General features: G+C 72.4%; 20 protein-coding genes and 1 pseudogene. 11 read left to right on the plus strand and 10 right to left on the minus strand.

What is annotated here, in order from left to right; translation table 11 throughout:
- The first annotated feature begins 151 nt into the window (after positions 1-151).
- Positions 152-1,565: pseudogene (locus ABD371_RS22260) on the plus strand (S41 family peptidase).
- A gap of 58 nt (positions 1,566-1,623) precedes the next feature.
- On the opposite strand, the gene ABD371_RS22265 reads toward ABD371_RS22260, so the two are convergent.
- Positions 1,624-2,511: a universal stress protein gene (locus tag ABD371_RS22265; RefSeq protein WP_344479494.1), complete on the minus strand. Its 888-nt coding sequence runs from the start codon at positions 2,509-2,511 to the stop codon at positions 1,624-1,626.
- 215 nt (positions 2,512-2,726) lie between these two features.
- Here ABD371_RS22265 and ABD371_RS22270 point away from each other — a divergent pair, with 215 nt between their 5' ends.
- Both ABD371_RS22270 and ABD371_RS22275 read left to right on the plus strand, forming a co-directional pair.
- Positions 2,727-3,812 carry a DNA polymerase III subunit beta family protein gene (locus ABD371_RS22270; RefSeq protein WP_344479495.1) on the plus strand — a complete coding sequence of 362 codons (1,086 nt, stop codon included), beginning with the start codon at positions 2,727-2,729 and terminating at the stop codon, positions 3,810-3,812.
- The gene (locus ABD371_RS22275) at positions 3,809-4,453 is read left to right on the plus strand and encodes a tetratricopeptide repeat protein (protein ID WP_344479497.1); all 645 of its coding nucleotides are present in this window, start codon (positions 3,809-3,811) and stop codon (positions 4,451-4,453) included. Before ABD371_RS22270 ends, ABD371_RS22275 begins: the two co-directional genes overlap by 4 nt.
- A gap of 30 nt (positions 4,454-4,483) precedes the next feature.
- Here the strand turns inward: ABD371_RS22275 and ABD371_RS22280 are convergent, their stop codons facing one another.
- On the minus strand, positions 4,484-5,158 hold the full coding sequence (locus ABD371_RS22280; RefSeq protein WP_344479498.1) for a class I SAM-dependent methyltransferase: 675 nt from the start codon (positions 5,156-5,158) through the stop codon (positions 4,484-4,486).
- A 77-nt stretch (positions 5,159-5,235) separates the two neighbouring features.
- Complete coding sequence (locus ABD371_RS22285; RefSeq protein WP_344479500.1) at positions 5,236-5,700, minus strand: PH domain-containing protein; 465 nt, start codon at positions 5,698-5,700, stop codon at positions 5,236-5,238.
- 258 nt (positions 5,701-5,958) lie between these two features.
- Here ABD371_RS22285 and ABD371_RS22290 point away from each other — a divergent pair, with 258 nt between their 5' ends.
- Positions 5,959-7,122, plus strand: a complete 1,164-nt coding sequence (locus tag ABD371_RS22290) for an NAD(P)-dependent alcohol dehydrogenase (RefSeq protein ID WP_344479502.1) — start codon at positions 5,959-5,961, stop codon at positions 7,120-7,122.
- A gap of 31 nt (positions 7,123-7,153) precedes the next feature.
- Here ABD371_RS22290 and ABD371_RS22295 read toward each other — a convergent pair whose 3' ends face one another.
- Positions 7,154-7,723, minus strand: a complete 570-nt coding sequence (locus tag ABD371_RS22295) for an NAD(P)H-dependent oxidoreductase (RefSeq protein ID WP_344479503.1) — start codon at positions 7,721-7,723, stop codon at positions 7,154-7,156.
- The gene (locus ABD371_RS22300) at positions 7,720-8,790 is read right to left on the minus strand and encodes an LLM class flavin-dependent oxidoreductase (protein ID WP_344479505.1); all 1,071 of its coding nucleotides are present in this window, start codon (positions 8,788-8,790) and stop codon (positions 7,720-7,722) included. Before ABD371_RS22300 ends, ABD371_RS22295 begins: the two co-directional genes overlap by 4 nt.
- Before the next feature lie 156 nt (positions 8,791-8,946).
- Here ABD371_RS22300 and ABD371_RS22305 point away from each other — a divergent pair, with 156 nt between their 5' ends.
- The 3 genes from ABD371_RS22305 (at position 8,947) to ABD371_RS22315 (ending at position 13,365) form a co-directional block, all read left to right on the plus strand.
- Positions 8,947-9,600, plus strand: coding sequence for a TetR/AcrR family transcriptional regulator (locus ABD371_RS22305; RefSeq protein WP_344479506.1), 654 nt, complete (start codon positions 8,947-8,949; stop codon positions 9,598-9,600).
- A gap of 118 nt (positions 9,601-9,718) precedes the next feature.
- On the plus strand, positions 9,719-11,611 hold the full coding sequence (locus ABD371_RS22310) for an ABC transporter ATP-binding protein (RefSeq protein WP_344479508.1): 1,893 nt from the start codon (positions 9,719-9,721) through the stop codon (positions 11,609-11,611).
- The gene (locus ABD371_RS22315; RefSeq protein WP_344479509.1) at positions 11,608-13,365 is read left to right on the plus strand and encodes an ABC transporter ATP-binding protein; all 1,758 of its coding nucleotides are present in this window, start codon (positions 11,608-11,610) and stop codon (positions 13,363-13,365) included. The genes ABD371_RS22310 and ABD371_RS22315 overlap by 4 nt, the downstream gene beginning before the upstream one ends.
- A 37-nt stretch (positions 13,366-13,402) precedes the next feature.
- Here the strand turns inward: ABD371_RS22315 and ABD371_RS22320 are convergent, their stop codons facing one another.
- Both ABD371_RS22320 and ABD371_RS22325 read right to left on the minus strand, forming a co-directional pair.
- Positions 13,403-15,979 carry a DUF4118 domain-containing protein gene (locus ABD371_RS22320; protein ID WP_344479511.1) on the minus strand — a complete coding sequence of 859 codons (2,577 nt, stop codon included), beginning with the start codon at positions 15,977-15,979 and terminating at the stop codon, positions 13,403-13,405.
- 81 nt (positions 15,980-16,060) lie between these two features.
- Positions 16,061-16,744: a response regulator gene (locus tag ABD371_RS22325; protein ID WP_344479644.1), complete on the minus strand. Its 684-nt coding sequence runs from the start codon at positions 16,742-16,744 to the stop codon at positions 16,061-16,063.
- A 519-nt stretch (positions 16,745-17,263) separates the two neighbouring features.
- Between ABD371_RS22325 and kdpB the strand changes: the two genes are divergently transcribed.
- The 4 genes from kdpB (at position 17,264) to ABD371_RS22345 (ending at position 20,446) form a co-directional block, all read left to right on the plus strand.
- Positions 17,264-19,423: a potassium-transporting ATPase subunit KdpB gene (gene kdpB, locus ABD371_RS22330; protein WP_344479512.1), complete on the plus strand. Its 2,160-nt coding sequence runs from the start codon at positions 17,264-17,266 to the stop codon at positions 19,421-19,423.
- Positions 19,424-19,537: 114 nt separating this feature from the next.
- Positions 19,538-19,789 carry a DUF6400 family protein gene (locus ABD371_RS22335; RefSeq protein ID WP_344479514.1) on the plus strand — a complete coding sequence of 84 codons (252 nt, stop codon included), beginning with the start codon at positions 19,538-19,540 and terminating at the stop codon, positions 19,787-19,789.
- Positions 19,773-20,048, plus strand: coding sequence for a hypothetical protein (locus ABD371_RS22340; protein ID WP_344479516.1), 276 nt, complete (start codon positions 19,773-19,775; stop codon positions 20,046-20,048). The genes ABD371_RS22335 and ABD371_RS22340 overlap by 17 nt, the downstream gene beginning before the upstream one ends.
- A 194-nt stretch (positions 20,049-20,242) precedes the next feature.
- Complete coding sequence (locus tag ABD371_RS22345; RefSeq protein WP_190123041.1) at positions 20,243-20,446, plus strand: cold-shock protein; 204 nt, start codon at positions 20,243-20,245, stop codon at positions 20,444-20,446.
- Between the two features lie 90 nt (positions 20,447-20,536).
- Here the strand turns inward: ABD371_RS22345 and ABD371_RS22350 are convergent, their stop codons facing one another.
- From ABD371_RS22350 to ABD371_RS22360, 3 genes are all read right to left on the minus strand, one after another.
- Positions 20,537-21,292 (minus strand): DUF1838 family protein, encoded by a 756-nt coding sequence (locus ABD371_RS22350; protein WP_344479517.1) that lies wholly within the window; start codon positions 21,290-21,292, stop codon positions 20,537-20,539.
- Positions 21,293-21,454: 162 nt separating this feature from the next.
- Positions 21,455-22,756 (minus strand): phosphatase PAP2 family protein, encoded by a 1,302-nt coding sequence (locus ABD371_RS22355; RefSeq protein WP_344479519.1) that lies wholly within the window; start codon positions 22,754-22,756, stop codon positions 21,455-21,457.
- 257 nt (positions 22,757-23,013) lie between these two features.
- Positions 23,014-23,580 (minus strand): tellurite resistance TerB family protein, encoded by a 567-nt coding sequence (locus ABD371_RS22360; RefSeq protein WP_344479520.1) that lies wholly within the window; start codon positions 23,578-23,580, stop codon positions 23,014-23,016.
- Positions 23,581-23,705: the final 125 nt, after the last annotated feature.

Consider the following 23,705-nt stretch of genomic DNA (forward strand, 5'->3'; position numbering starts at 1 on the left):
CCGCGCCGGTCGGCGACGTGCCTCCCGCGTACCGCCGGTAGCGGGGGCCGGCCCCACCCCCGATCAACCGGACAGCCGGATGGCCGGGAGAACGCCGTGTCGGCGACGGTGAGGGCTGTCCCGGCAAATCACCTGCAACGAAGGCAGGATCATGCGCATTCTCCTGGCCGCCGCCGTCACACTGGCCCTCGTCGGCGGAGCCGCGCCGACCGTGACCCCGGCCGCCCCGCACCCGGCCGCCGACGGAATCTGGCGCGTGGACGGCTACGGAACAGTGCTGTCGATCCGGAACGGAACTCTCCAGGAGTACCAGACCACCGCCGTCAGCTGTCTTGAGGGCGACTCCGCGCGGCGGACCGGTCCCGGCACCTACACCACGCCCGACGGCACTGTTCTCACGGTGCGGACCCGAGGGGATCGCGACCGCGGCTCCATGCGGGCGGACGGCTCCGTCGGCGACCGGAACCTGCGCCGGACAACGGAGTTGCCGGACATCTGCACACGTCCGGCCCCCGAGGGGCCGCTCGCCGCCTTCGACATCTTCTGGCAGTCCTTCGAGGAGAACTATCCCTTCTTCTCCGCCAAGGGCATCGACTGGCACACCGTCCGCGACCAGTACCGGCCCACCGTGCACACGAAGACGACCAGGGACGAGCTCTACGCCGTCTTCAGCGAGATGGTCAAGCCGCTCCACGACTCCCATGTCGCCGTTCAGGACGGCGACCGCGTCCTTCGCACAGGGCCGCCCCGGCACCGTCCTGCCCACCCTGGAGTTGGACGCCAAGGTCAAGACGTTCATCGTGGCGCACCATCTCAAGAACGCGCGGAACCTCCAGGACTTCGCCAACGGACGAATCACCTACGCCGACCTGCCCGGCGGGCAGGGCTACTTGCGGATCTCCGGCTTCGGCGGATACGCGGGCGCAGGCACCCCCTACGCCGCCCAGCTGGCCGAGCTCGACAGGGCGCTGGACACGATCCTCAGCCATGAGCGCACCCAGCGTCTGAAGGGCCTCATCATCGACCAGCGGATCAATGGCGGCGGCTCCGACGCCCTGGGCATCCACATCGCCGAACGTCTCACCGACACCCCCTACCTCGCCTACTCCAAACGAGCTCGCAACAATCCCACCGACCCCACCCGGCACACCCGCCCCCAGCCCGTATACGTCACACCCGCCCAAGGTCCCCGTTACACCGGGCCGGTCGCCATGCTGACCGGCGGCTCGACCGTCAGCGCGGGAGAGACCTTCACCCAGGCCCTCATGGACCGGCCCGGCGGGGCGGTCCGGATCGGGCAGCCCACACAGGGCGTCTTCTCGGACGTCATGACGCGCAGGCTCCCCAACGGCATGTCCGCCTGGCTGCCGAACGAGGAATTCCTGACCCGCTCGGGCAGGACCTTCGACGGCACGGGCATTCCGCCGCACCTCACTGAGCCGGTCTTCACCGAGGAAGAGTTCGACAAGAAGCGGGACTCAGCCCTCTCCAGGGCTCTCGACGTCCTGCGGACACCCCGGCTTCCGGCCGGCGCCCTCGCCCTCCGGGCGCGCAACGGGACCTGAGCAGTACGGGCAGCGCGCCTTCGCACGTCCCGTGTGAACCCTGAGCGGCCCCGGTCCTTCACTGGTGCGGGATCACCGCGACCGGTGAGGCCGCGTGGTGGAGGACCGCGTGGGCGACGGATCCGATGCGGCCGCCGAAGGGGGTGGCCCGGCGGATACGGCGGCCGACGACCAGGAGGGAGGCCTGGCCGGAGGCCTCGACCAGTTGGTCGACGGCTTTGCCGGGGAGGGCCTGTTCGACGACCTGGACCGAGGGGTAGCGCCGCCGCCAGGGGTCCAGGACGGTGGTGAGGGTGCGGGACTCGACATCGCCGAGCTGGGCGTTCAGCTCGGGGTCCGGGGGCAGTCCGTAGGCGAAGTAGGGCGGCAGGTTCCAGCTGTGGACGACGTGGAGAGGCGATTGGCCGCGTACGGCGGCCTCGAAGGCGAACTCGATCAGAGCTTCGTCGGGGGCGTTGGCGTCGAGGCCGAGCACGACGGGACCCTCGGCCGGCCCGGGGGCCTCGTCCTCCTCGTCCTGTGGTGCGCGGACCAGGACCACCGGCCGCCCGGCGCGGGCCACGACCGCCTGGCCCACGGACCCGAGGAGGAAGCCGCCGAGGCCGCCGAGCCCCCGGGAGCCCAGGACCAGCAGCTCGGACTCCTCGGCCGCCTCGGTGAGGATCTCGGCGGGACGGCCGGCGACCTGCTCCCAGCTGACGTCGAGTTCGGGGTGGCGGCGCAGCAGCGCCTCGGCGGTCTCCCGGGGGATCCGCTCGGTCGCGGACGGCTCGGGCCACGGCTGGGTCTCACCGCCGATGAAGGGCGCCTGAAGCAGGGGGGTCGTCTCGCGCACATGGATCAGTCTCAGCGGCAGCCCGCGCAGCTTCGCCTCGTGGGCCGCCCATACGGCGGCGGCCAGGCTCTCTCGGGAGCCGTCGAGACCGGCGGTGACGGTGCGGGACATGGTGCACACCTCCTGGAACGATGGGATCCGTTGCTCGATCCCCTCTTCTTCCAGCATGCGGGCACCGCCACACCGCTGCGAGGGCCGCAGGTCCCCGTACGGCGGACGCAGGTCCCGGGCCCGGGACCGGCCGGCCCGGCCGAAGGGCCCGGGGAGGCTCCGGGCGGGCGGCGGCGCTTGACCTTCAAGCCGGCTGAAGGCCCAGAATCGCGGGCATGGACGGCACCACCGAACGACTGACCATCAGCGCCTTCGCCCGCCGCGTCGGTCTCGCGCCGAGCGCGCTGCGCTTCTACGACGACTGCCGGGTGCTCCCGCCGGTGTCCGTGGACGAGACGACCGGCTACCGCTACTACAGCCCGGACCAGGAGGAACGCGCCGTGCTGCTGCGCGGACTGCGCGGCGCGGGACTGCCGCTGGCCGAGGTCTCCCTCGTCCTGGACGGCGATCCGGCGCGGGCCCGTGCCGTGCTGGAGCACCACCGGGAACGGGAGCGGGAGCGGACCCGGGCGGCCGACGCCACGATCGCGTCGGTGCTGCGCGCGCTGGGCGGGGCCGGGGAGCGGACCTGGGCGACGCTCGGCGGCGCGGAGCTGGCGAGCGCGGCCCGTCAGGTCGCGCCCGCGGCCGGGCGGGATCCGGAGCGCCCCGTCATCGGATGCGTCCTGGTCGAGATCGACGACGGCGAGGTGCGGTTCGCCGCCACCGACCGCTACCGGCTGTCCCTGCGCACGCTGCGGTCCTCGGCGGTACGGGGGCCCTCGCGGCGGCTGCTGCTGACGGCCGCCGACCTGGTGGCGCTGGGCGTCTGGGCGGCCCGGGCCGCCGATGTGACCCTGGAGGCGGGCCCGGACGGGGTCGTCGCCCACGGCGGCGGCCGGAGTCGCGAACTCGAACCGGCGGAGGGCGAGTTCCCCGCGTACCGCGAGATGCTGGCGGCGCTCGACCCGCCCGCGCACCGGCTGATCGCGGACCGGGCCGCCCTCCTCGGCGCGGTCGGGGACTGCGGCGACGTCCGTGCCGTCGTGCTGCGGCCGGGCCCCGACCGGCTGTCCGTCGGTCTGCCGGACGGATCCCGTACGACCGTGCTGCCCGCCGTGCGCCAGGACGGTGGATCGCCCCGGGTCGCCTTCGACCCCGCCGTGCTGGGGCCCGCCCTGGAGTCGGGCGTCGGCCCCGACGCCCTGCTGGAGATCGCCGCCTCCGATCGGCCCGTCGTGGTGCGCTCCGCCGACCAGGGCGATTTCACCACCCTGGTCATGCCCGTCGCGCTCGACACCCCCGGAAGGACCCGCTCGTGAACCCGGAGAACCCCGTCGTCAGGCTGTGCGCGCGAGGCATGAGGGCGGAGGCGGAGGGCCGCGCCGACGAGGCCGCCGGACTGTTCCTGCGGGCCTGGGAGGCGGCCGAGGACGACTACGAGGCCTGTGTCGCCGCGCACTATCTCGCCCGGCACCAGGCCACGGCCGAGGAGACACTGCGCTGGAACCAGGAGTGCCTGGACCGGGCCGACCGGGTGGGCGACGAACGGGTCCGGCCGTTCTACCCCTCGCTGCACGGCACGATGGGCAGGGCCTGGCTCGATCTGGGCGACCCGGTGCGCGCCCGGACGCACTTCGAGGCGGCGGCGGCGCGGCTGGACGATCTGCCGCCGGGGCAGTACGCGGAGTGGCTGCGGCTGTGCGTCGCCCGGGGGCTGCGCGCCACCGCCCCGGAGACGGCGGCGGACGAGCCGCTCAGGGCGCTGCTGGAGCGGCTGTGCGCCCGGGCCGATCTCGATTCGCTGGGGCTGCTGCTCCCGGCGTATCTGGGCGGTCTGGGCCGGCTGGAGGACGCGGAACGGCTGACCACCGCGCTGCGCATGCTCCACGCGGAGCGCCGGCTCCCGGAGGCCGAGCAGTCCGCGCTGAGCGAGGCGATCGCCCTGCGGGAGGCGGGCTGACCACCGCGCGGGACGGTCCTCGCCCGGAGATCACTCTCCGGGCGGGGCCTCCGGGGCTTCCGGGGTCTCCGGGGTCTTCTCGAAGACGATCCGGCTCCAGTGCACCCCGCTCCGGCCGAGCCGGTCCTCGCCGCCGGACCGGTGTATCCGCCGCAGCCCGTACTGGGCGGCGAGCGCCTCCGTCTCGTCGGCCGACACGTCGAACATCCGCCGGTCGCGCGGCGGTTCCCCGTGCCGCAGGGTCATGAGCAGCCGGCCGCCCTCGGTCAGCAGCCCGGCGACGCGCTCCATGGCGAACGGCCGCTCGTCCTCGTCGAGATGCATCCACACCGCGGAGAGCAGCAGCAGCTCGAACGGCCCCTCGACCCGGCTCAGCTCGGGCAGCGCGTCGGCCACCCACTCCACCGGCTGCTGATGCAGCCGGGCCGCGACCGCCCTCATCTCGCGCACGGGCTCCACCGCCGTCACCCGGTACCCCCGCCGGGCCAGCGCCGCCGCGTCCCGGCCGGTCCCCGCGCCGATGTCCGCCGCCCTGGCGGGCGCGTCCGGCAGGAACGACAGCATCCCTTCGTACAGCCCGTCAAAGGTGAGCGCCTCATACCGGTCCGCCAGCGCCTGCGCGTACTGCTCGTAGTACCACTGCACCCCGGGCTGCGCCTCTGTGTACGTCCCGCCCGTCCCGCCCGTCTCCCCCATGCTGTTCATACCCCCAACCCTACGAGCCCCCACCGACAGCGGCCAGGCCCGGCCCCCGGGCCCGGCCGCTTCGGGGGAAGGCGGGTTCAGGAGGTGCCGCGGTTCCGCTCCCAGAGCGTGCGCAGGGCGGCGACTTCGCGGGAGACGTCCACGTGCGCGCTGTCGAGCCAGGGCAGCCGGGTCCGTTTGCCGTTGTGGTGGTGTACGTCCGCGAAGTAGGCCGGAGCCAGGCGGTTGCGGTCGGCCGCGGGGTTGGGGCGGGCCCGGATGTCCTGGATCTGCGCCCAGGAGAAGCGGGTGCGCCGGAAGTAGCCCCGGACCTCGATTCCCCGGGCGTCGGCGAAGGTCCCCCCGCGCCGCAGCGCGAACCGCAGCCGGCCGACGAGGCCGAGGAAGAACGCCGCGACAAGCAGCTTCAGCCAGGTCGGCACATCGTCGTCGCCGAGCAGCGCCACGAGCACGCCGATACAGGGCGCGCTCACCCACACCAGCGCCAGCCACATGCGGCCCGCTTTCAAGCGGTACTCGCGCGGCGGTGATTCCTGACCCATGTGTCCGTCCCCCATGACTCTGCCGTCCTCCGGCGGGCCGCAGTCTAGGTCGTGTCCTCACACCGGCGGCGCACCGGGGCAGGCCGAAGCCGGGGCGGGGGCGGGGCAGGCCCGTGCTCCCCCGACCGGGTGATTCCCGGCCCGTCGGCCCCTCGTCCGGGAGACCGCCGGGATGCGGTGCCGGACGGCGGGAGGGACCGTGGTCACCAAAGGCCGCCCACCGCCCCGCCCGGGGCGCGTCCGACGGGGAGATGGAAGATGGCGACAGCACAGGCCGCGCCCGCGCCGCACGCACCGGGGGGTCCCGGCCCGGCGGCCGTCCCCGTCAGGGCCGCGGTGGTACGGGGGAAGGGGGAGCCCTTCGCACTGGAGGACCTCGAACTCGACGCGCGGATGCGGCCCGACGAGGTGCTGGTCAGGGTGGTCGCCACGGGCGTGTGCCAGACCGATCTGCACGCGCGCGACCAGCGGCCTCCCGTCCCGCTGCCCGCGGTCCTGGGGCACGAGGGCGCGGGGGTCGTGGAGCGGGTGGGCGACGCGGTCACCGCGGTCGCGGCGGGTGACCGGGTGGTGATGTCGTACCAGGCGTGCGGCCACTGCCGGTCCTGTCTGAGCGGGGCTCCCGCCTACTGTGTGCGGACCTTCCCGCTCAACTTCGGCGGCTCCCGGCCGGACCGCACCAACGCGCTGAGCGGCGCGGGCGGCGAGACGGTCCACGGCCATTTCTTCGGGCAGTCCTCGTTCTCGACCCATGCCCTCGCCACCGAGCGCAATGTGGTCAAGGTGGGCGACGAGGTGCCGCTGGAGCTGCTCGGCCCGCTCGGCTGCGGTATCCAGACCGGCGCGGGCGCGGTGCTGAACTCGCTGAAGGTGCCCGCCGGGGCGTCCCTGGTCGTCCTCGGCTCGGGGGCGGTCGGGCTGGCCGCCGTGATGGCGGCGCGGATCGCGGGCGCGGGGAGGATCGTGGCCGTGGACATCGTCCCGGGACGGCTCGAACTCGCGCGGGAGCTGGGGGCCACCCACACGGTGCACGCCGGGGAGGAGGACACCGCCGCCCGGATCGCGGAGATCACCGGCGGCGGCACGGACTTCGTCCTGGAGATCACGGCCCGCCCCGAGATGCTCACCCTCGCCGTCGACGCGCTCGCCCCGCTGGGCACGGCCGCCCTGATCGGCGGAGCGCCCCCCGGCACGCACGCGCCCGTCAGCATGAGCGCGCTGCTGGGCGGGCGCTCCGTGCGCGGCATCGCACAGGGCGACTCGGTGCCCCGGCTGTTCATCCCCCGGCTCATCGACCTCCACCGGGCCGGGCGGTTCCCCTTCGACCGGCTCATCTCCTTCTACGGCTTCGAGGAGATCAACCGGGCCGTCGCCGACGCCCGGAGCGGGGCCGTGGTCAAACCCGTCCTGCGCATCGGCTGAGGGAGCAGGGAGCAGGGAGCAGGGAAGCTCGTCAGGGGGCGGGCGCGCCCGCCCTGACCGCGCTCAGCGCCCTGGCGACCGGCAGGACGTCGTCCACGGCCATCTCGATCCGCTCGTACACCTCCGGATTGAGGATGACGGTGCCGTCGAAGTCCCCCGAGCCGAGATACACCCCGGCGGGTGCGGTCCAGGCCTGGAGGAAGGCGAACAGCGGGCGCATCGCGTGCTCGATCACCAGGGCGTGCCGGTCGCTGCCGCCGGTGGCGGCGAGCAGCACCGGTTTGGCGGCGAGGCCGTACTGGTCGACGAGGTCGAAGAAGTGTTTGAACAGCCCGGTGTAGGAGCCCCGGAAGACCGGGGTGGCCGCGATGACGAGATCGGCCGTCTCCACCGCCCGCAGCGCGTCCTCGACCCCGGCGTCGAGCCCCTCCCGACCCGCCGCGCCGGTGAAGGCCGGTCCGAGGGTGTGGAGTTCGATCAGCCGTGTCTCGGCCTCGGTCCGCGCGGCCAGGGTCTGGAGCATCAGTTCCGCGAGCGCGGTGGTCCTGGACGGACTCCGTACGCTGCCGACCACCGCGACCACGCGCAGCGGCCCGGTCATGACGCCGCCTCCGCGCCGGAGGCGCTCAGGGCGGCGATCTCCTTGCGCACGACGGGGGCGACCTCGGAGCCCAGCAGTTCGATCGCCTTGAGCGCCTCCTTCTGGGGCAGGGTGCCGAAGCCCAGCTGGATCATCATGCGGTCGTGGCGGAAGAGCCGGTACTGGGCGAGGATCTTGTCGATGACCTCCTGGGCGCTGCCCAGGAAGAAGGCTCCCCCGGGGGTGGCCTGGGCCTCGTACGCGCGCCTGGGCATGGGCACGCCCTTGCCGCGCTGGTGGTGGTTGGCCATCCAGCCGGCCTGGAAGTAGGGGTGCGAGACCTCGATGGCCTCCTCGTGGGTGGCGGCGACGAAGCCCGGTGAGTTGATCGAGACCTTCAGCGCCGACGGGTCGTGTCCGGCCTCGGCCCCGGCCTGCCGGTAGAGGTCGACGAAGGGCGCGAACTGGCGGTAGCCGCCGCCGATGATCGCCAGCGAGAGCGGCAGCCCGAGCCGGCCGGCCCGTACGACGGAGGCGGGGGTGCCGCCCACCGCCACCCACACCGGAAGCTCGCGATCCGGCCTCGGGGTGATGTCGGCGTCGTTCAGCGAGGGCCGCAGCGAGCCCTGCCAGGTGATCGGGTTCTCCGCGCGCAGCCGCAGCAGGAGGTCGAGCTTCTCGGCGAAGAGCTGCGCGTAGTCGTCGAGGTCGTGGCCGAAGACCGGGAAGGACTCGATGTACGAGCCGCGCCCGGCGATGATCTCCGCCCGGCCGCCGGAGAGCAGATCGACGGTGGCGAACTGCTGGAAGACCCGGACGGGGTCGTCCGAGCTGAGCACGGTGACGGCGCTGGAGAGCTTGATCCTGCGGGTGTTCTCGGCCATCGCGGCCAGGAGGACGGCGGGGCTGGAGACGGCGAAGTCGGTACGGTGGTGCTCGCCCACGGCGAAGACGTCGAGCCCCGCCTCGTCCGCCGCCCTCGCCTGCTCCACCAGCTCTCTCAGCCGGGGCCCGGGTGCGGGCGTGATCCCGGTCGTGGGGTCCGGAGTCAGCTCACCGAAGTGGTAGATACCGAGTTCAAAGGCCATGAGAAAGCCCCGTCCAAGAGATTTCGATGGTTGCGCAACGAACAACCTGGCGGGTCTCGGGGCTATTCCCCCGGAGCGGTCGCCGGGCGCGGCCCGGGGCGCGCCCGGCGGCGGGTGATTTGACGGACCGGTGAGCGCCCCGCCGACAATGGCGTCATGCCGACTCGCCCCGCCCGCCCCCGCCGTACCACCCCGCTGACCTCGGGTTCGATGGTCGCCACCGCGCTCCGGGTGGCGCGGGACGAGGGGCTCGCGGCGGTGAGCATGCGCAGGCTCGCCGAGGAGTCGGGGGTGTCGGCGATGGCGCTGTACCGGCATGTGACCGACCGTGAGGACCTGCTGATCCGGATGCTGGACGCGGTGGCCGAGTCCATCCCCGCTCCCCCGGCGGCGGGGACCCCCCGGGAGCGGCTGACGGTGATCATGCACGGGATGTACGAGGCGTTCCGCCGCGATCCCTGGGTGGTGCAGGTGCTGGTGACCGAGGGGCTGGCGAGCACCCGGGTGCTGCCGGTGCTGGAGGGGGTGTTCGCGGCGTTCGCGGACGCCGGACTCGAACCGGCGCGGGGCCGTGACGCGTACGCGCTGCTCTTCAGCTTCCTCTTCGGCGAGACGCTGGTCGCGCACCACGACCGGGCGGACACCCAGGCACGGCGGATGATGCTGGCCGTCGACCCGGAGCGCTTCCCCCGGCTGCGGGAGGCGATCGCGGCCGGGTACCGGACCGGGGACCTGGCCGGCCCCCGCGACCGGGAGCGTTTCGCGGCCCATCTGGATCGCGTGCTGGACGGCGTGCTCGGCCCCCGCTGATCCCGTCCGCACCCCCTCCCCGCCCCCTCCGCACCCCTCGCCGTTCCGCCTTGACAGTAGACCTCTACTTAGTACAGCCTCACCTAAGTATACGCCGTATACAACGCACGGAGGCGGTATGCCCGGAACCACGGACCAGCAGCAGCGGCCGGCGGACCACGATCCACCCGGCAGCGGTGCCGGGACCACCGAGAACGCACCCGCCACGGAGGGCCCGGAGGCCGCGCCGGCCGTCGGGCTCGGCGAACTCCTCGCGCCCGTCCGGGGCCGGCTCGTCCTCGCGGTGACCCTCCAGGCCCTCGCCTCCGTCGCCTCGGTCGTGCCGTTCATCGCGGTCGCCGAACTCGGCGTGGTCCTCCTCGCGGAGGGCCCCGACGGCTTCGACCGGGAACGCGCCTGGTGGGTGGCCGGCATCGCGGCCGCGACCATGCTCGCCGGGCTCGGGCTCACCCTCGCGGCCGGCGCCCTCGCCCATCTCGCCGACAACGACATCAGCCTCGATCTGCGCCGCCGGCTCGCCGCCCACCTGGGCCGCGTACCGCTGGGGTGGTTCACCGAGCGCAACTCGGGACTGGTGCGGAAATCGGTCGGCGACGACGTCTCCGCCATGCACCACCTCGTCGGCCACACCGTCACCGACCTCACCCGCGCGACCGTCGTCCCCCTGGTCTCCCTGGGCTGGCTGTTCGCCACCGACTGGCGGCTCACCCTGGTCACCCTGATCCCGGTCTGCGCCGGACTGGCCATGTACGCGCGGATGACGGGCAGCGCCTCGGCCCGGGCAGGCTTCGAGGAGTACGGCCGCGCCCTGGCCCGGATCGGCAGCGCGTCCGTGGAGTTCACCCACGGCATCACCGTCGTCAAGACCTTCGGCCGCAGCGGCCGGGCGCACCGGCGCTACACCGAGGCGGCCGACGATCTGACCTCGTTCTTCCTCCGCTACGTGCAGAGCATGTTCCGTACCTCGGCCGCGTCCGAGCTGGTGCTCTCCCCGGTCTTCCTGCTGCTGTGGATCCTCGGGGTCGGCGGCGCGTTCGTCTCCCGGGGCTGGGCGGACGCGGTGGATCTGCTGCCCTTCGCCCTGCTGGGCCTCGGCCTCACCGCGCCCGTGCTCGGCCTCGGCTACTCCTTCGACGAGATACGCAAGGCCCGGGCGGCGGCCGAACGGGTCGCCGCCGTCCTCTCCACCGAGCCGCTGCCCGAACCCGAACCCGGCACGGAGGGCGAACCCCTGGGCACCACGGTCGAGTTCGACCGGGTCTCTTTCGGATACGACGACCGGAGCAACGCCCTGGAGGAGGTGAGCCTGACCCTGGAGCCAGGGACGGTGACCGCGCTCGTCGGCCCCTCCGGCTCCGGGAAGACCACCCTGGCCCGGCTGCTCCCCCGGTTCTACGACGTGACCGGCGGCGCGATCCGGATCGGCGGCGCCGATCTGCGGCGGCTGCCCGCCGAACGGCTCTACCGGCTGGTTTCCTTCGTCTTCCAGGACGTGCAGCTGCTGCGCGCCTCCGTGCGCGACAACATCGCGCTCGCCCGGCCGGACGCCACCGACGAGGAGGTCCACGCCGCCGCGCGGGCCGCCCGGATCCACGACCGGGTACGCGAACTGCCCGGCGGATACGACGCGATCGTCGGCGAGGAGGCGCGCTTCTCCGGCGGCGAGGCCCAGCGTCTGTCGATCGCCCGGGCGCTGCTGGCCGACACCCCCGTACTCGTCCTGGACGAGGCCACCGCCTTCGCCGACCCCGAGTCCGAGGCCGCGATCCAGGACGCCCTGTCCCGGCTGGTCGCCGGGCGCACCCTGCTGGTCATCGCCCACCGGCTGTCCACCGTCGCCGGCGCCGACAAGATCGCCGTCCTGGAGAACGGCCGGATCGTCGAGAGCGGACGGCACGCCGAACTCCTCGCGGCGGGCGGCCGCTACGCCCGCTCGTGGGCGATCGACGAACGCTCCGGCCGATGGGCCCCCACGGCCGCCGCCCCTCTCACCCCGGAGGCCGCCCAGTGATCCGCCGACTCCTCACCGTCCTCGAACCGCCCGAAGCCGCACTGCTGCGCCGGACGGTCGCCGGGCTGCTGATCTGCGCGGTCCTCCAGGGGATCGCCTTCGCCCTCCTCGTACCCCTGCTGCGGGAACTCCTCGGCGACGGCGGAATCTCCGGGGCGCTCCCCTGGCTGGGCACGCTCGCGGCGGTGTTCGCCGGGTACGCGGTGGCCTACTGGTCGAGCACCGTCTCCGGGTACCGGACGGGCGCGGGGCTCTCCAGGACGCTGTACCACCGGCTCGGGGACCATGTCTCCACGCTGCCGCTCGGCTGGTTCACCGCCGAGCGCACCGGAGGGCTCGCGCAGCTCAGCTCCAAGGGCGTCGTCGATGTGATGGGCGTTCCCGCGCATCTGCTGCGGCCCGTGATCACCGCGTTCGTCACCCCGCTGGTCGTGGTGGCGCTGATGTTCGCCTTCGACTGGCGGCTCGCGCTGGCGTCACTGGTGACGCTGCCGTCGGCGGCGGCCGCCTACCGGGTGACCGGCCGGGCGATCGACGGGCAGGAGCGGGCGCACGACGCCGCCTCGGCCGAGGCCGGCGGCCGGGTGATCGAGTTCGCGCGGGCGCAGCCGGTGCTGCGGGCCTTCGGCCGTACGGTGCACGGGCACCGGGATCTCGACGACGCCCTCGCGGCCCAGCGGGCGAGCGGCCGTCGGCTGCTGCTGCGCGCGGTGCCGGGCTTCGCCGCCTTCGTCTTCTCGGTGCAGTTCGGCTTCACCGCCGTGCTGATGGTGGGCACGGTGCTGGCGCTGGGCGGTTCGGTGGACGCGCCGGAGCTGATCGCGCTGCTGGTGCTGGCCGCCCGCTTCGTCGAACCGCTGATCACGGCCGCCGATCTGGGGGCGACGCTGCGGATCGCCGACGGGGCGCTGAACCGCGTTCAGACGGTGCTCGCCACCGAGCCGCTGCCGGAGCCCGCTGTCCCGGCGGTGCCTTCCGACCCTGCGGACACCTCGGTGGAGCTGGCGGGGGTGTCGTTCGGCTACCGGCCGGGGGCGCCGGTGCTCAAGGGCTTCTCGCTGCGGGTCCCGGCGCGCACCATGACCGCGCTGGTCGGTCCGTCGGGTTCGGGCAAGACCACCGTCACCCGGCTGGTCGCCCGCTTCTTCGACGCCGAGGAGGGGCAGGTGCGGGTCGCCGGGGTCGATGTGCGCGAGCTGGGCACCGAGGCGCTGATGTCCCGGGTGTCGCTGGTCTTCCAGGACGTCTATCTCTTCGACGCCACGATCGCCGAGAACATCCGGCTGGCCAGGCCGGAGGCGAGCGAGGCGGAGTTCCACCGGGCGGCGCGGCTGGCCCGGGTGGACGAGATCGCGGCGCGGCTGCCCGACGGCTGGGACACCCGGGTCGGCGAGGGCGGCACGACCCTGTCGGGCGGGGAGCGGCAGCGGGTCTCCATCGCCCGGGCCATCCTGAAGGACGCGCCGATCGTGCTGCTGGACGAGGCGACCGCCGCGCTCGACCCGGAGAACGAGCACGCGGTGCAGGACGCCCTGGCCGCGCTGGCGGCGGACCGTACGCTGCTGGTGATCGCCCACCGGCTCCAGACGATCGCGTCGGCCGACCGGATCGCGGTGCTGGACGAGGGGCGGGTGGCCGAACTGGGCACCCATGACGAGCTGCTGGCCCTGGACGGCCGGTACGCGCGCTACTGGGCCGAGCGCTCCCGGGCGGGCGGCTGGCGGCTGACCGCCGCGCCGGAGACGGCTTCCTGACCCCTGGCCGGCCGCCGCGGCCCGCCGCACCGTGATGTCACGGCGCGGCGGGCCGTACCTCGTGGCTCTCCGGGGCCGGAGCGGCCCCGGCGGGCGGGCGGCGCGCGCCGGGGCGGAGGGTGAGCACCATGGTGAGGCCGCCGCCGGGGGTGTCCTCCGCGTTGAGGGTGGCCCCCACGGCCTCGGCGAACCCCCGGGCGACGGCGAGTCCGAGGCCCACTCCGGCTCGGCGCGGGCCGTCCCCGTACCGCTGGAAGGGGGCGAAGATGCGCTCCTTGGCCTCATCGGGGACGCCGGGCCCCCGGTCCACCACGCGCACTTCGACCCGGTCGGCGATCGCGCTGGCCGCGACGAGCACGGCCTGGCCCTCGGGGCTGTGGCCGACGGCGTTCTCCACGACATTGGCGACGGCGCGCTCCAGCAGGCCGGGGTCGGCGGAGACCATGGGGAGGTTCTCCGGGATGTCGAGGACCACACTGCCCTCCGGGACCCAGCCGAGCGCCATCGGCACGACCTCGTCGAGATCGACCTCGCGGATGAGCGGGGTGACCGCGCCGGTCTGGAGCCGGGACATGTCCAGGAGGTTGCCGATCAGATGGTCGAGGCGGTCGGCCCCGCTCTCGATCCCGGCCAGCAGCTCGGCCCGGTCCGCCTCGGACCACTCGATGTCGTCGGAGCGCAGCGAGGTGACCGAGGCCTTGATGCTCGACAGCGGGGTGCGCAGATCGTGGCTGACGGCGGCCAGCAGGGCGGTGCGGATGCGGTTGCTCTCGCCGAGTTCGCGGGCCTGCTCGGCCTGGCCGACCAGCCGGCGGCGGTCGAGCACCACGGCGGCCTGGGCGGCGAAGGCGGAGAGGACCCGGCGGTCCTCGGCGGGGAGCACCCGGCCGGAGAGGGCGAGGGCCATACGGTCGCCGACGGGCATGTCCACGTCCGCGTCCTCGGGCCGGGCGAGCGGCCGGCCGGACGGGCGGGCCTCGCCGACGCTGCTGACGCAGGTCCACGGGCCGGTGTCGCTCTCCCGCTCCAGCAGGGCCACGGACTCCATGCCGAAGGTCTCCCGTACCCGCTCCAGCAGGGCGTCCAGCGTGGTCTCGCCGCGCAGCACGCTCCCCGCGAGGAAGGAGAGGATCTCCGACTCGGCGCGCAGCCGGGCCGCCTGATGGGTGCGCCGGGCGGCGAGATCGACCACGGAGGCGACCGAGACGGCCACCCCGATGAAGATCACCAGGGCGACGACATTCTGGGGATCCGCGATGGTCAGCTCGTGCAGGGGCGGGGTGAAGTAGTAGTTCAGCAGCAGTGATCCGAAGGCGGCCGACGCCAGGGCCGGGATCAGTCCGCCGATCAGCGCGGCGGCCACCGTCAGCGTCAGGAACAGCAGTACGTCGTTGGCGAGCCCGACGTCGGGGGCCGCGCTGTCGAGCAGCAGGGTGAGGAGCACCGGGCCCGCCACGCCTACCAGCCAGCCCCAGACGGCCCGGGAGCGGCTCAGCCGCGCGCCGCGCGCCATGGGCAGGCCCCGGCCCTTGGCGGCCTCGTCGTGGGTGACGATGTGGACGTCGAGATCCGGGCCCGACTCGCGGGCGACGACGGCGCTGACCCCGGGCCCGAAGGCGTACTGCCAGGTCCGGCGGCGGCTGACGCCGAGCACTATCTGGGTGGCGTTGACCCCGCGCGCGAAGTCGAGCAGGGCGACGGGGATGTCGTCGCCCAGGACGTGGTGGAAGGTGCCGCCGAGATCCTCCACCAGGGTCCGCTGCACGGTCAGTTCCCCCGGCGAGGCCGAGGTGAGGCCGTCGCTGCGGGTGATGTAGACGGCCAGCACCTCGCCGCCCGCGCCCTTCTCGGCCAGCCGGGTGGCGCGCCGGATGAGCGCGCGGCCCTCGGGGCCGCCGGTGATGCCGACGACGATGCGCTCGCGCGCCTGCCAGGTGGCCCGGATGTTGTGCTCGATCCGGTACTCGCGGAGGTGTTCGTCGACCCGGTCGGCGACCCAGAGCAGGGCCAGCTCCCGCAGCGCGGTGAGGTTGCCGGGGCGGAAGTAGTTGGAGAGCGCCGCGTCGACCTTGTCCGGTTTGTAGATGTTGCCGTGGGCCATCCGTCTGCGCAGCGCCTGCGGCGACATGTCGACCAGCTCGATCTGGTCGGCCCGGCGGACCACCTCGTCCGGGACGGTCTCCCGCTGCCGCACCCCGGTGATGGTGGCGACGACGTCGCCCAGGGACTCCAGGTGCTGGATGTTCACATTGGTGACGACGTCGATCCCGGCTTCGAGGAGTTCCTCGATGTCCTGCCAGCGCTTGGCGTTGCGGGAGCCGGGGATGTTGGTGTGCGCGAGTTCGTCGACGAGGGCGACGGCGGGTCTCCGTATCAGGACGGCGTCCACGTCCATCTCGGCGAAGACGGAGCCCCGGTACTCCAGCTCCCGGCGCGGAATGTGTTCCAGACCGTGCAGCATCACCTCGGTGCGAGGGCGTTTGTGGTGCTCCACGAAGGCGATCACGCAGTCGGTGCCGCGTTCGACGCGCCGGTGCGCCTCGGCGAGCATCGCGTAGGTCTTTCCGACGCCCGGTGCGGCGCCGAGGTAGATCCGAAGCTTGCCGCGTCCCATGTTCCGTTCCCTGTGGTCGAGTGGCTGACGCCGTGGGCCCCGCGCGTGCGTCCCTGGGACGCGCGGAAGCGGTGGAGCGCCTCACATCTCGAAGCGATAGCCCATTCCGGGGAGAGTGATGAAGTGCCGGGGGTGCGAAGGGTCGCCCTCAAGTTTGCGCCTCAACTGGGCCATGTAGACACGGAGATAATTGGTCTGTGTGCTGAAGGACGCGCCCCACACCTCGTGGAGGAGTTCCTTCTGGCTGACGAGCCGTCCGCGGCTGCGAATCAGCGCCTCCAGCAGATGCCACTCGGTGGGGGTGAGCCGTACGTCGCGCCCCCGCCGTCTGACCTTCTTCGCGAGCAGGTCCACCGTGAAGTCCTCGGTCGCGATGAGATGGACGTCGTCGGCGGGCGCGGCGGACTCGACCCGGCGGACCGCGGCGCGGAGCCTGGCGACCAGTTCGTCCATGCCGAACGGCTTGGTGAGATAGTCGTCGGCCCCCGCGTCGAGCGCCTCGATCTTCTCCTCGGAGGTGCGCCGGGCCGAGACGACGATGATCGGGACCCGGCTCCAGCGGCGGAGACGTCTGATCACCTCCACGCCGTCGATGTCGGGCAGTCCGAGGTCCAGCAGGACGATGTCGGGGTGGGCCTCGGCGGCGATCCGCAGGGCGGTGGCTCCGTCGGGCGCGGCGTCCACCTCGTACCGGCGCGCTCTGAGATTGATCTCAAGAGCCCGCACCAGCTGGGGTTCGTCGTCCACGACCAGCACCCGGGTCACCGGTGTACCGCCTTTCTGGGGATGGTTCACGGGAACTCCCGGCCGTTCCGGGGCGGTTCCCTGGGTCTCGCCGGGTTCGGGACTTCTCCGGAACTTCTCCGGCACTTCCCCGGGCGACGGATCAAGGCTCCGCCGCGCCGCCCCCGACCGCCCGCGTTACGGGGAGGTTTGACGTCTTCCTGACGCGCTCCGGCCACCTCTTGACAGGTGCTTGACGCCCGGCGGACGGCCGCTGTCAGAGGGCCGTAAATTCCTCGCGGGGCCCCGGGCGCGGCGGGGCGGGCGGGCCTAGATTCCCCTTCGGCCGCTCCAGGATTTCCCTTTCGGCCGCTCCAGGTCGCGCACGCCAGTGGCAGGTCGCCGGCCGGCGCTCTCGTCGGCGTCCGGCCGGGCACACGGCGGTTCTTCCCCGGTCGCGCCCGCCCGCGGCCGTGCCGTCACCGCTCCCCCGGCGGCGGCACGGCCCGAAACGCCCGCACCGGAACACCGGTGACCGGACTTCTCATCAGAAGGTGCGCGATGCCTCCCGCGACTCGCCCGCAGACCCCGACCGTCCCCCTCGACCGCGCGTCCGGCGGCGCGGACCGCCCCCGGCCGGGCGGGCACGGCCGCTCCGGTGGACTCTTCGACCCCTTGCAGCTGCTGAAGGCGTTCCCCGAGGCCGTCCACAAACTGCATCCGCGCGCGCTGGCGAGGAACCCGGTGCTGTTCGTCGTCGCCGCCGGATCGGTGCTCACCACCCTCTCGGCGCTGGTCCACCCCTCCCTCTTCACCTGGGTGATCAGCGTCTGGCTCTGGCTGACGGTGATCTTCGCCAATCTCGCCGAGGCCGTCGCGGAGGGCCGCGGCAAGGCCCAGGCCGATTCGCTGCGCCGGGCGCGCACGGACACCGTCGCGGTGCGGCTGCGCGACAACTGGCGGATCGGTACGCATCTCCCCTCGGCGGAGACGGAACTCGTCGCCGCGACCGATCTCCAGCCCTTCGACTTCGTGGTGGTGGCGGCGGGCGAGGTGATCCCGGCGGACGGCGATGTCGTGGACGGCGTCGCGGCGGTCGACGAGTCGGCCGTCACCGGGGAGTCCGCGCCCGTCGTCCGGGAGTCGGGCGGCGACCGTTCGGGCGTCACGGGCGGCACGACCGTGCTCTCCGACCGGCTCGTCGTACGCGTCACCTCACGGCCGGGGCACTCCTTCATCGACCGGATGATCGCCCTGGTCGAGGGCGCGTCCCGGCAGAAGACCCCCAACGAGGTCGCCCTCAACATCCTGCTGGCCGCCCTGACCACCGCCTTCGTCCTGGTGGTCCTCGCCCTCCAGCCGATGGCCGCCTACGCGGACGCCGACCAGTCCACGACCGTCCTCGTCGCGCTGCTGGTGACCCTGATCCCGACCACGATCGGGGCGCTGCTCTCGGCCATCGGCATCGCGGGCATGGACCGGCTCGTGCAGCGCAATGTGCTGGCCATGTCGGGCCGGGCCGTCGAGGCGGCCGGCGACATCAGCACCCTGCTGCTCGACAAGACGGGCACCATCACCCTGGGCAATCGCGAGGCCGCAGATTTTGTACCGATGCCCGGTGTCGGTGAATCGGTCCTGGCCGAGGCGGCCCAGCTCTCCTCGCTCTCGGACGAGACCCCCGAGGGCCGGTCGGTGGTGGCCCTCGCCCGGCGCAAGCACGGGCTCCAGGAGCCCGCCGACGGCGAGTTGGGCGAGGCCCGGTTCGTGGCGTTCAGCGCGCGGACCCGGATGAGCGGGGTCGATCTGCGGTGGGACGACAGCGCCGTACGGCACATCCGCAAGGGCGCGGCGGCCCAGGTGATCGAGTGGGTGCGGCTGCGCGGCGGTGAGGTGCCGCCCGAGGCGCGGTGGTTCTCCGACGCGATCGCCGCCTCGGGCGGCACCCCGCTGCTGGTCGCCGTGGACGACTGGGACGGGCCCCGGGTGCTGGGGGCCGTCTACCTCAAGGACGTGGTGAAGGAGGGCATCCGGGAACGGTTCGCGGAGCTGCGGCGGATGGGCATCCGTACGGTCATGGTCACCGGCGACAATCCGCTGACCGCGCGGGCGATCGCCCAGGAGGCCGGGGTGGACGACTTCCTCGCCGAGGCCACCCCCGAGGAGAAACTCGCCCTGATCAAGCGGGAGCAGGAGGGCGGCCGGCTGGTCGCGATGACCGGGGACGGCACCAACGACGCCCCGGCGCTCGCCCAGGCCGACGTCGGCGTGGCGATGAACACCGGCACCTCGGCCGCCAAAGAGGCCGGCAACATGGTCGACCTCGACTCCAACCCGACCAAGCTCATCGAGATCGTGGAGATCGGCAAGCAGCTCCTCATCACCCGGGGCGCGCTCACCACGTTCTCCATCACCAACGACGTGGCGAAGTACTTCGCGATCATCCCCGCCATGTTCACCGGCGCCTATCCCGGTCTGGAGGCGCTCAACATCATGGGGCTGCACAGCCCGACGTCCGCGATCACCTCGGCGATCATCTTCAACGCCCTGATCATCGTCGCGCTGATCCCGCTCGCGCTGCGGGGCGTGCGCTACACCCCCGCGTCCGCCCACGAGCTGCTGGTCCGCAATCTCACCGTCTACGGCCTCGGAGGGCTCGTCCTGCCCTTCGTCGGCATCAAGCTGATCGATCTGCTCGTCTCCACGGTCCCCGGCCTGGGCTGAGCCGAGCTGAGCTGAGCCGCCATGAGGTACATCACAAGGTGAGGCAAGCCTTCCCTGCGGCGATTCCGTTCTGGTACAGGTGGACCATCCCTTCGACATACCGGAAGAAACGCCATGAACCCAGCTGAACCAGTCGATCACATACCGTTCATGATCGACCTCTCCCTGGAGGAGACCCGCCGCCGGGCCTCCGTCATGGCCGCACTCGGTCCGGAGTGGGACCCGGCGGCCGTCCTCCGGGGCGAGGACGAGGCGTACGCCCTGCTCTACTCGGGCCTCGACGCCGAGCAGCGGCGCGTCCACGAGCGGCTGGTCGCGGCCGGTGTGCTGCCCGGAGAGGGGCCGGGCCGTGCGGCTGCCCCTTGACCCCCAGGCGGACGACGCCCGCCGCGCCTGGGTGGCCTGCCCCGGCTGCGACGACGCCCGTACCTGCGCGACCTGCGCCGACCGGCGCAACTGCCGTGACCACTGGCGCTATCTGATCTCCAACGACGGCCCGGTCGTCCATCTCCAGTGCCCCGGCTGCGCCCACACCTGGTCGCTCGACACCCGGCCCGGCGTCACCCGCCGGGAGGACGACGCGGCCCTCTCCCGGCCGCTCTCGGCGGACACTCCGCCCTCATGACTCCGCAGCCTGTAGCCATGCGGTCACGAATAGGCTAACTTTTCCCGCAGTAGTCGTGGTTCCGAAGTCTCAGCGCCCGCGGTTCACCCCCGTGGGCGCTGTGCTGTGCGGCAGTGCCCGAGGACCAGGGCGATCACCTCACCCAGGGGCGCTGAACAAGCCGGCGCCCCACGACCCTGGACAAGGGGAACACCATGGCCACCGGATCCGTGAAGTGGTTCAACGCCGAAAAGGGCTTCGGCTTCATCGCCCAGGACGGCGGCGGACCTGACGTCTTCGTGCACTACTCCGCCATCAACGCGTCGGGCTTCCGCTCGCTCGAGGAGAACCAGCAGGTGACCTTCGACATCACCCAGGGCCCGAAGGGCCCGCAGGCGGAGAACGTCATCCCCGCCTGACCCGACTCCCCCGCGCCATCGGCGCACGGGTAAGTCCACCGGGGGCCGGAACGCTGAGCGTTCCGGCCCCCGGCCGGTCCCCGGACAGCCTCAGAGCCCCTGTTCCGCCGTGTCCCGGGACCGCTCGGCGAGCTTGCGGAACCAGGTCCAGCTGGTCTCGTTCGGCTCGCTCCACGCCTCGGGGGCCGTGGCGAACTCCGGGTGCCGCGCGGCGATGTACGCCCGGGTGCGCTCGGGGACCTCGGACCACGACGCCAGCTTTCGGCCCCGGCCGTGGAAGGCGAGGCCGCCGGGCCGCTGCCCCTGTGCCATCCAGGGCAGCCAGGGCGACATCCGCGTCCACGACATCGTGCTCGGCACGCTCGGCCCCCCGGTCCTCAGGGCCTCGGCCGGGGCGAAGAACTGGAACATCTCCAGGGCCCGGTAGGTGTCGTCCGCCGAGTTCTCGGGGAACTCCGCCACCGGCAGCGGCGACGGGTACGCCAGCGGTATCTCCATGCTGAAACAGACCTGGTCGCCGAGGTCCGTCAGGGGAATCGGGAAGGGCCGCCACTTCTGGTTCGCCGGATCGTTCCAGACATGGATCACCGGCTTGTCCTCCCAGGTCTCCAGGATCTCCCGGGTCCGGGGGTCGAGATAGAACGCGGCCTCCCGCGACAGCATCAGATATCCGTCGCCGTCCTTCACCAGCCGTGCGACATTCACCCCTTCGAAGCCGAAGACGCGCCGGTAGGGCTCGCCCGGTCCCCAGCTGTGGACGTCACCGGTCCAGTGGAAGGTCACCTCGGAGCCGTCGAGCGAGGCGCGGGTGCGGGCGAAGGCCTGGAGGAGTTCGGCGGGCGTCATGGGGGCGAGTCTGCTGCACGGCACCGTCCGCGTCGAATCCCGCCCCGGGAGCCCCGGAGGAGACCGGAGAGACCAAGGAGCCCCGGCGATCGCCGGGGCTCCCTCGCTGCGGCCGTGCCGTGCCGCGCTGTGCCGTGCTGAGCCGTGCTGAGCCGGCAGGACTCAGACCAGTTCGGGCTGCGGCTTCAGCCGCGGGGCCGGTGCGGGCTCCGCGTCCCACAGCTTGGCGGTCCGCACATAGGCGTAGATCACCGAGAGCATCGCCAGAATGAGAAGGGGGCCGAACAGCCACGGGTACTCGGCCATCCGCATCGGCAGATAGCGGTACGACACCAGGAACGCGGTGAAGACCGTCGCGCCGTGGGCGACCAGCAGGACTCCCGGCCGGTCCCAGCCCCGGTCGTACGAGCGCAGTGCCGCCTCGATGGTGAGGGTGAACACCACACCGGCGATGATGTCGACACCGTAGTGGTAGCCGAATCCCAGCGTCGCGCCGAGGGTGGCGATCAGCCAGAACGTGCCGCCGAGCCGCAGCAGGCGCGGGGCCTTCCGGGAATGGATGAAGATCGCGGTGGCCCATGCCGTGTGCAGGCTGGGCATGCAGTTGCGCGGGGTGATCTCGTCGAAGGGCATCCACTGCGGGGTGCCGATCGTGGGCGCCGTCTCCGGCCATATGTCGGCGACCGCCCAGTTCCCGCCGTCGGGGCCGTACGCGAAGATCGGTCCGACCACGGGGAAGATCATGTAGATGCCCGGCCCGAGCAGACCGATGACCAGGAAGGTGCGCACCAGGTGGTGGCGGGGGAAGCGGCGCTCGGTGGCCACATGGCGCAGCTGGTAGACGGCGAAGACGACCGCGGCCACCGCGAGCTTGACGTAGACCCAGTCGAGAACGTGGGCACCGACCGGTCCGGTGGCCTCGACCATGCGGCCCACCACCCATGACGGGTTGCCCAGCGCCTGGTCGGCGGTCACCAGATACTGGTCGAGGACGTCCGGGCGGGTCTTCGAGGTGATCAGCAGCCAGGTGTCGCCCGTCTTACGGCCCGCCACCAGCAGCAGTCCCAGTCCGACGCCCTTCAGCAGCAGGACGCGTTCCCGGCCGGTGCGGCGGGTGAGAGCGATGACCGCGCAGCCCAGGATCACCCACAACGCGCCGTTGCCGTAGGTCAGCTCGGCGCCGATCGCCCAGCGCACGAGCAGGATCGCGAGGTCGATGCCGATCGCGGCGCCGAGTGCGACGAATCGCTGCCGCCAGGTGAGCACCACGGCCATCAGGGCCATGCTGGCGTAGAGCAGCGGGCCCGAGGCGGGGACGAATATCGCCTCTTTCGCCTGGTTGGTGATCGGCCCCGGCAGACCGTAGTGCCGCGCGGCGATCTCCAGGGCGATGAAGAATCCGAGGGCCACGACAACGGCCGCGGCCCACAGTATCGCCCTCGACCGGCTCCATCCGGCGAACATGGTGCTGTTTCTTATTCGCGATATAAATGTCAATTTTTTGGCCGATTTGCTTGCTTTTGACGAAAAGAAGGAAGGATGATCATGATGATTCGGATTGAATCCGATCATCCTATCGAAGGACATACGGAGGTTTCACCGGTCGCGGGCGGACAAGCTCCTTGAACCCCAAAGCCCTGTTCGCCCCCCGTATCGGGGGCGAACAGGGCTTTCGACTTCAGACCCGGCCGGCCGGGCGGCGGTCTCGAAACCTGATCGGATCAGAGACCGAACTCGTGCGGGGGCACTCCGAGCGCCGCGCACGCCTCTCGCAGAACCTGCTCCTCCGCGGGGGCGATGTATCCGTCCGCCCCGGCGACGACGAAGCCGGTCTGCACGACCGCCCTGGCCTCCGTGGGCTTCTTCGCCGCCTTGGCGATCTCCTGCATGACCTCGGCCCGGCCCTGCTGGAAATTGAACGTCAGCTGGTCGACGTGCTTGTTGAACCGCTGCCGCAGCTGGTCGGCCGGGAAGTTCTGCAAGACGTCGTTCTGGAGGATCAGCGACTCCACATGCTGCCGCTCAGCCGGGTCGACCGACCCGTCGGCGGCGGCGACCAGGGCGCACATCGCCATGCTGGCGTCCCGGTAGGAGCCGCTCTTCAGCTCGGTCTTGAGGGAGGTGAGCTGGGTCTTGAGCAGCCCCACGAGCTGAGCCTTCGATCCCCCGCCGGCTCCCGATCCCGATCCCGACCCCGGCTGCCCGTGGCCGCCGCCGGAGCCACGGGCCCCCTGCGACTGCTGCTGCAGCCCCTTCGCCTGGTCCTTGATCCGGTCCCACATCGCCATCCGTGCCACCTCGGCTACCCGTTACTCGTCCGCGGCGTGTCGCGCGTCCACAGGGGGAACGTTTCCGCACCCCCCGCAGTTCCCGATTCGCACGTACGCACGTACGGCGGCGGCCCGGCCGCCCT

Origin of the sequence: Streptomyces amakusaensis, assembly GCF_039532665.1 — a bacterium.
In the GTDB taxonomy this organism is placed as follows: Bacteria; Actinomycetota; Actinomycetes; order Streptomycetales; family Streptomycetaceae; genus Streptomyces; species Streptomyces amakusaensis.

Excerpts from the sequence above, each read along its gene's own strand:
- ABD371_RS22355 (WP_344479519.1), bottom strand. The coding sequence starts at position 22,756 with ATGTTCGCCGGATGGAGCCGGTCGAGGGCGATACTGTGGGCCGCGGCC.
- ABD371_RS22290 (WP_344479502.1), top strand. The coding sequence starts at position 5,959 with ATGGCGACAGCACAGGCCGCGCCCGCGCCGCACGCACCGGGGGGTCCC.
- ABD371_RS22300 (WP_344479505.1), bottom strand. The coding sequence starts at position 8,790 with ATGGCCTTTGAACTCGGTATCTACCACTTCGGTGAGCTGACTCCGGAC.
- ABD371_RS22360 (WP_344479520.1), bottom strand. The coding sequence starts at position 23,580 with ATGGCGATGTGGGACCGGATCAAGGACCAGGCGAAGGGGCTGCAGCAG.
- ABD371_RS22295 (WP_344479503.1), bottom strand. The coding sequence starts at position 7,723 with ATGACCGGGCCGCTGCGCGTGGTCGCGGTGGTCGGCAGCGTACGGAGT.
- ABD371_RS22280 (WP_344479498.1), bottom strand. The coding sequence starts at position 5,158 with ATGAACAGCATGGGGGAGACGGGCGGGACGGGCGGGACGTACACAGAG.
- ABD371_RS22320 (WP_344479511.1), bottom strand. The coding sequence starts at position 15,979 with ATGGGACGCGGCAAGCTTCGGATCTACCTCGGCGCCGCACCGGGCGTC.
- ABD371_RS22270 (WP_344479495.1), top strand. The coding sequence starts at position 2,727 with ATGGACGGCACCACCGAACGACTGACCATCAGCGCCTTCGCCCGCCGC.
- ABD371_RS22305 (WP_344479506.1), top strand. The coding sequence starts at position 8,947 with ATGCCGACTCGCCCCGCCCGCCCCCGCCGTACCACCCCGCTGACCTCG.
- ABD371_RS22345 (WP_190123041.1), top strand. The coding sequence starts at position 20,243 with ATGGCCACCGGATCCGTGAAGTGGTTCAACGCCGAAAAGGGCTTCGGC.
- ABD371_RS22265 (WP_344479494.1), bottom strand. The coding sequence starts at position 2,511 with ATGTCCCGCACCGTCACCGCCGGTCTCGACGGCTCCCGAGAGAGCCTG.
- ABD371_RS22335 (WP_344479514.1), top strand. The coding sequence starts at position 19,538 with ATGAACCCAGCTGAACCAGTCGATCACATACCGTTCATGATCGACCTC.
- kdpB (WP_344479512.1), top strand. The coding sequence starts at position 17,264 with ATGCCTCCCGCGACTCGCCCGCAGACCCCGACCGTCCCCCTCGACCGC.
- ABD371_RS22285 (WP_344479500.1), bottom strand. The coding sequence starts at position 5,700 with ATGGGTCAGGAATCACCGCCGCGCGAGTACCGCTTGAAAGCGGGCCGC.
- ABD371_RS22310 (WP_344479508.1), top strand. The coding sequence starts at position 9,719 with ATGCCCGGAACCACGGACCAGCAGCAGCGGCCGGCGGACCACGATCCA.
- ABD371_RS22350 (WP_344479517.1), bottom strand. The coding sequence starts at position 21,292 with ATGACGCCCGCCGAACTCCTCCAGGCCTTCGCCCGCACCCGCGCCTCG.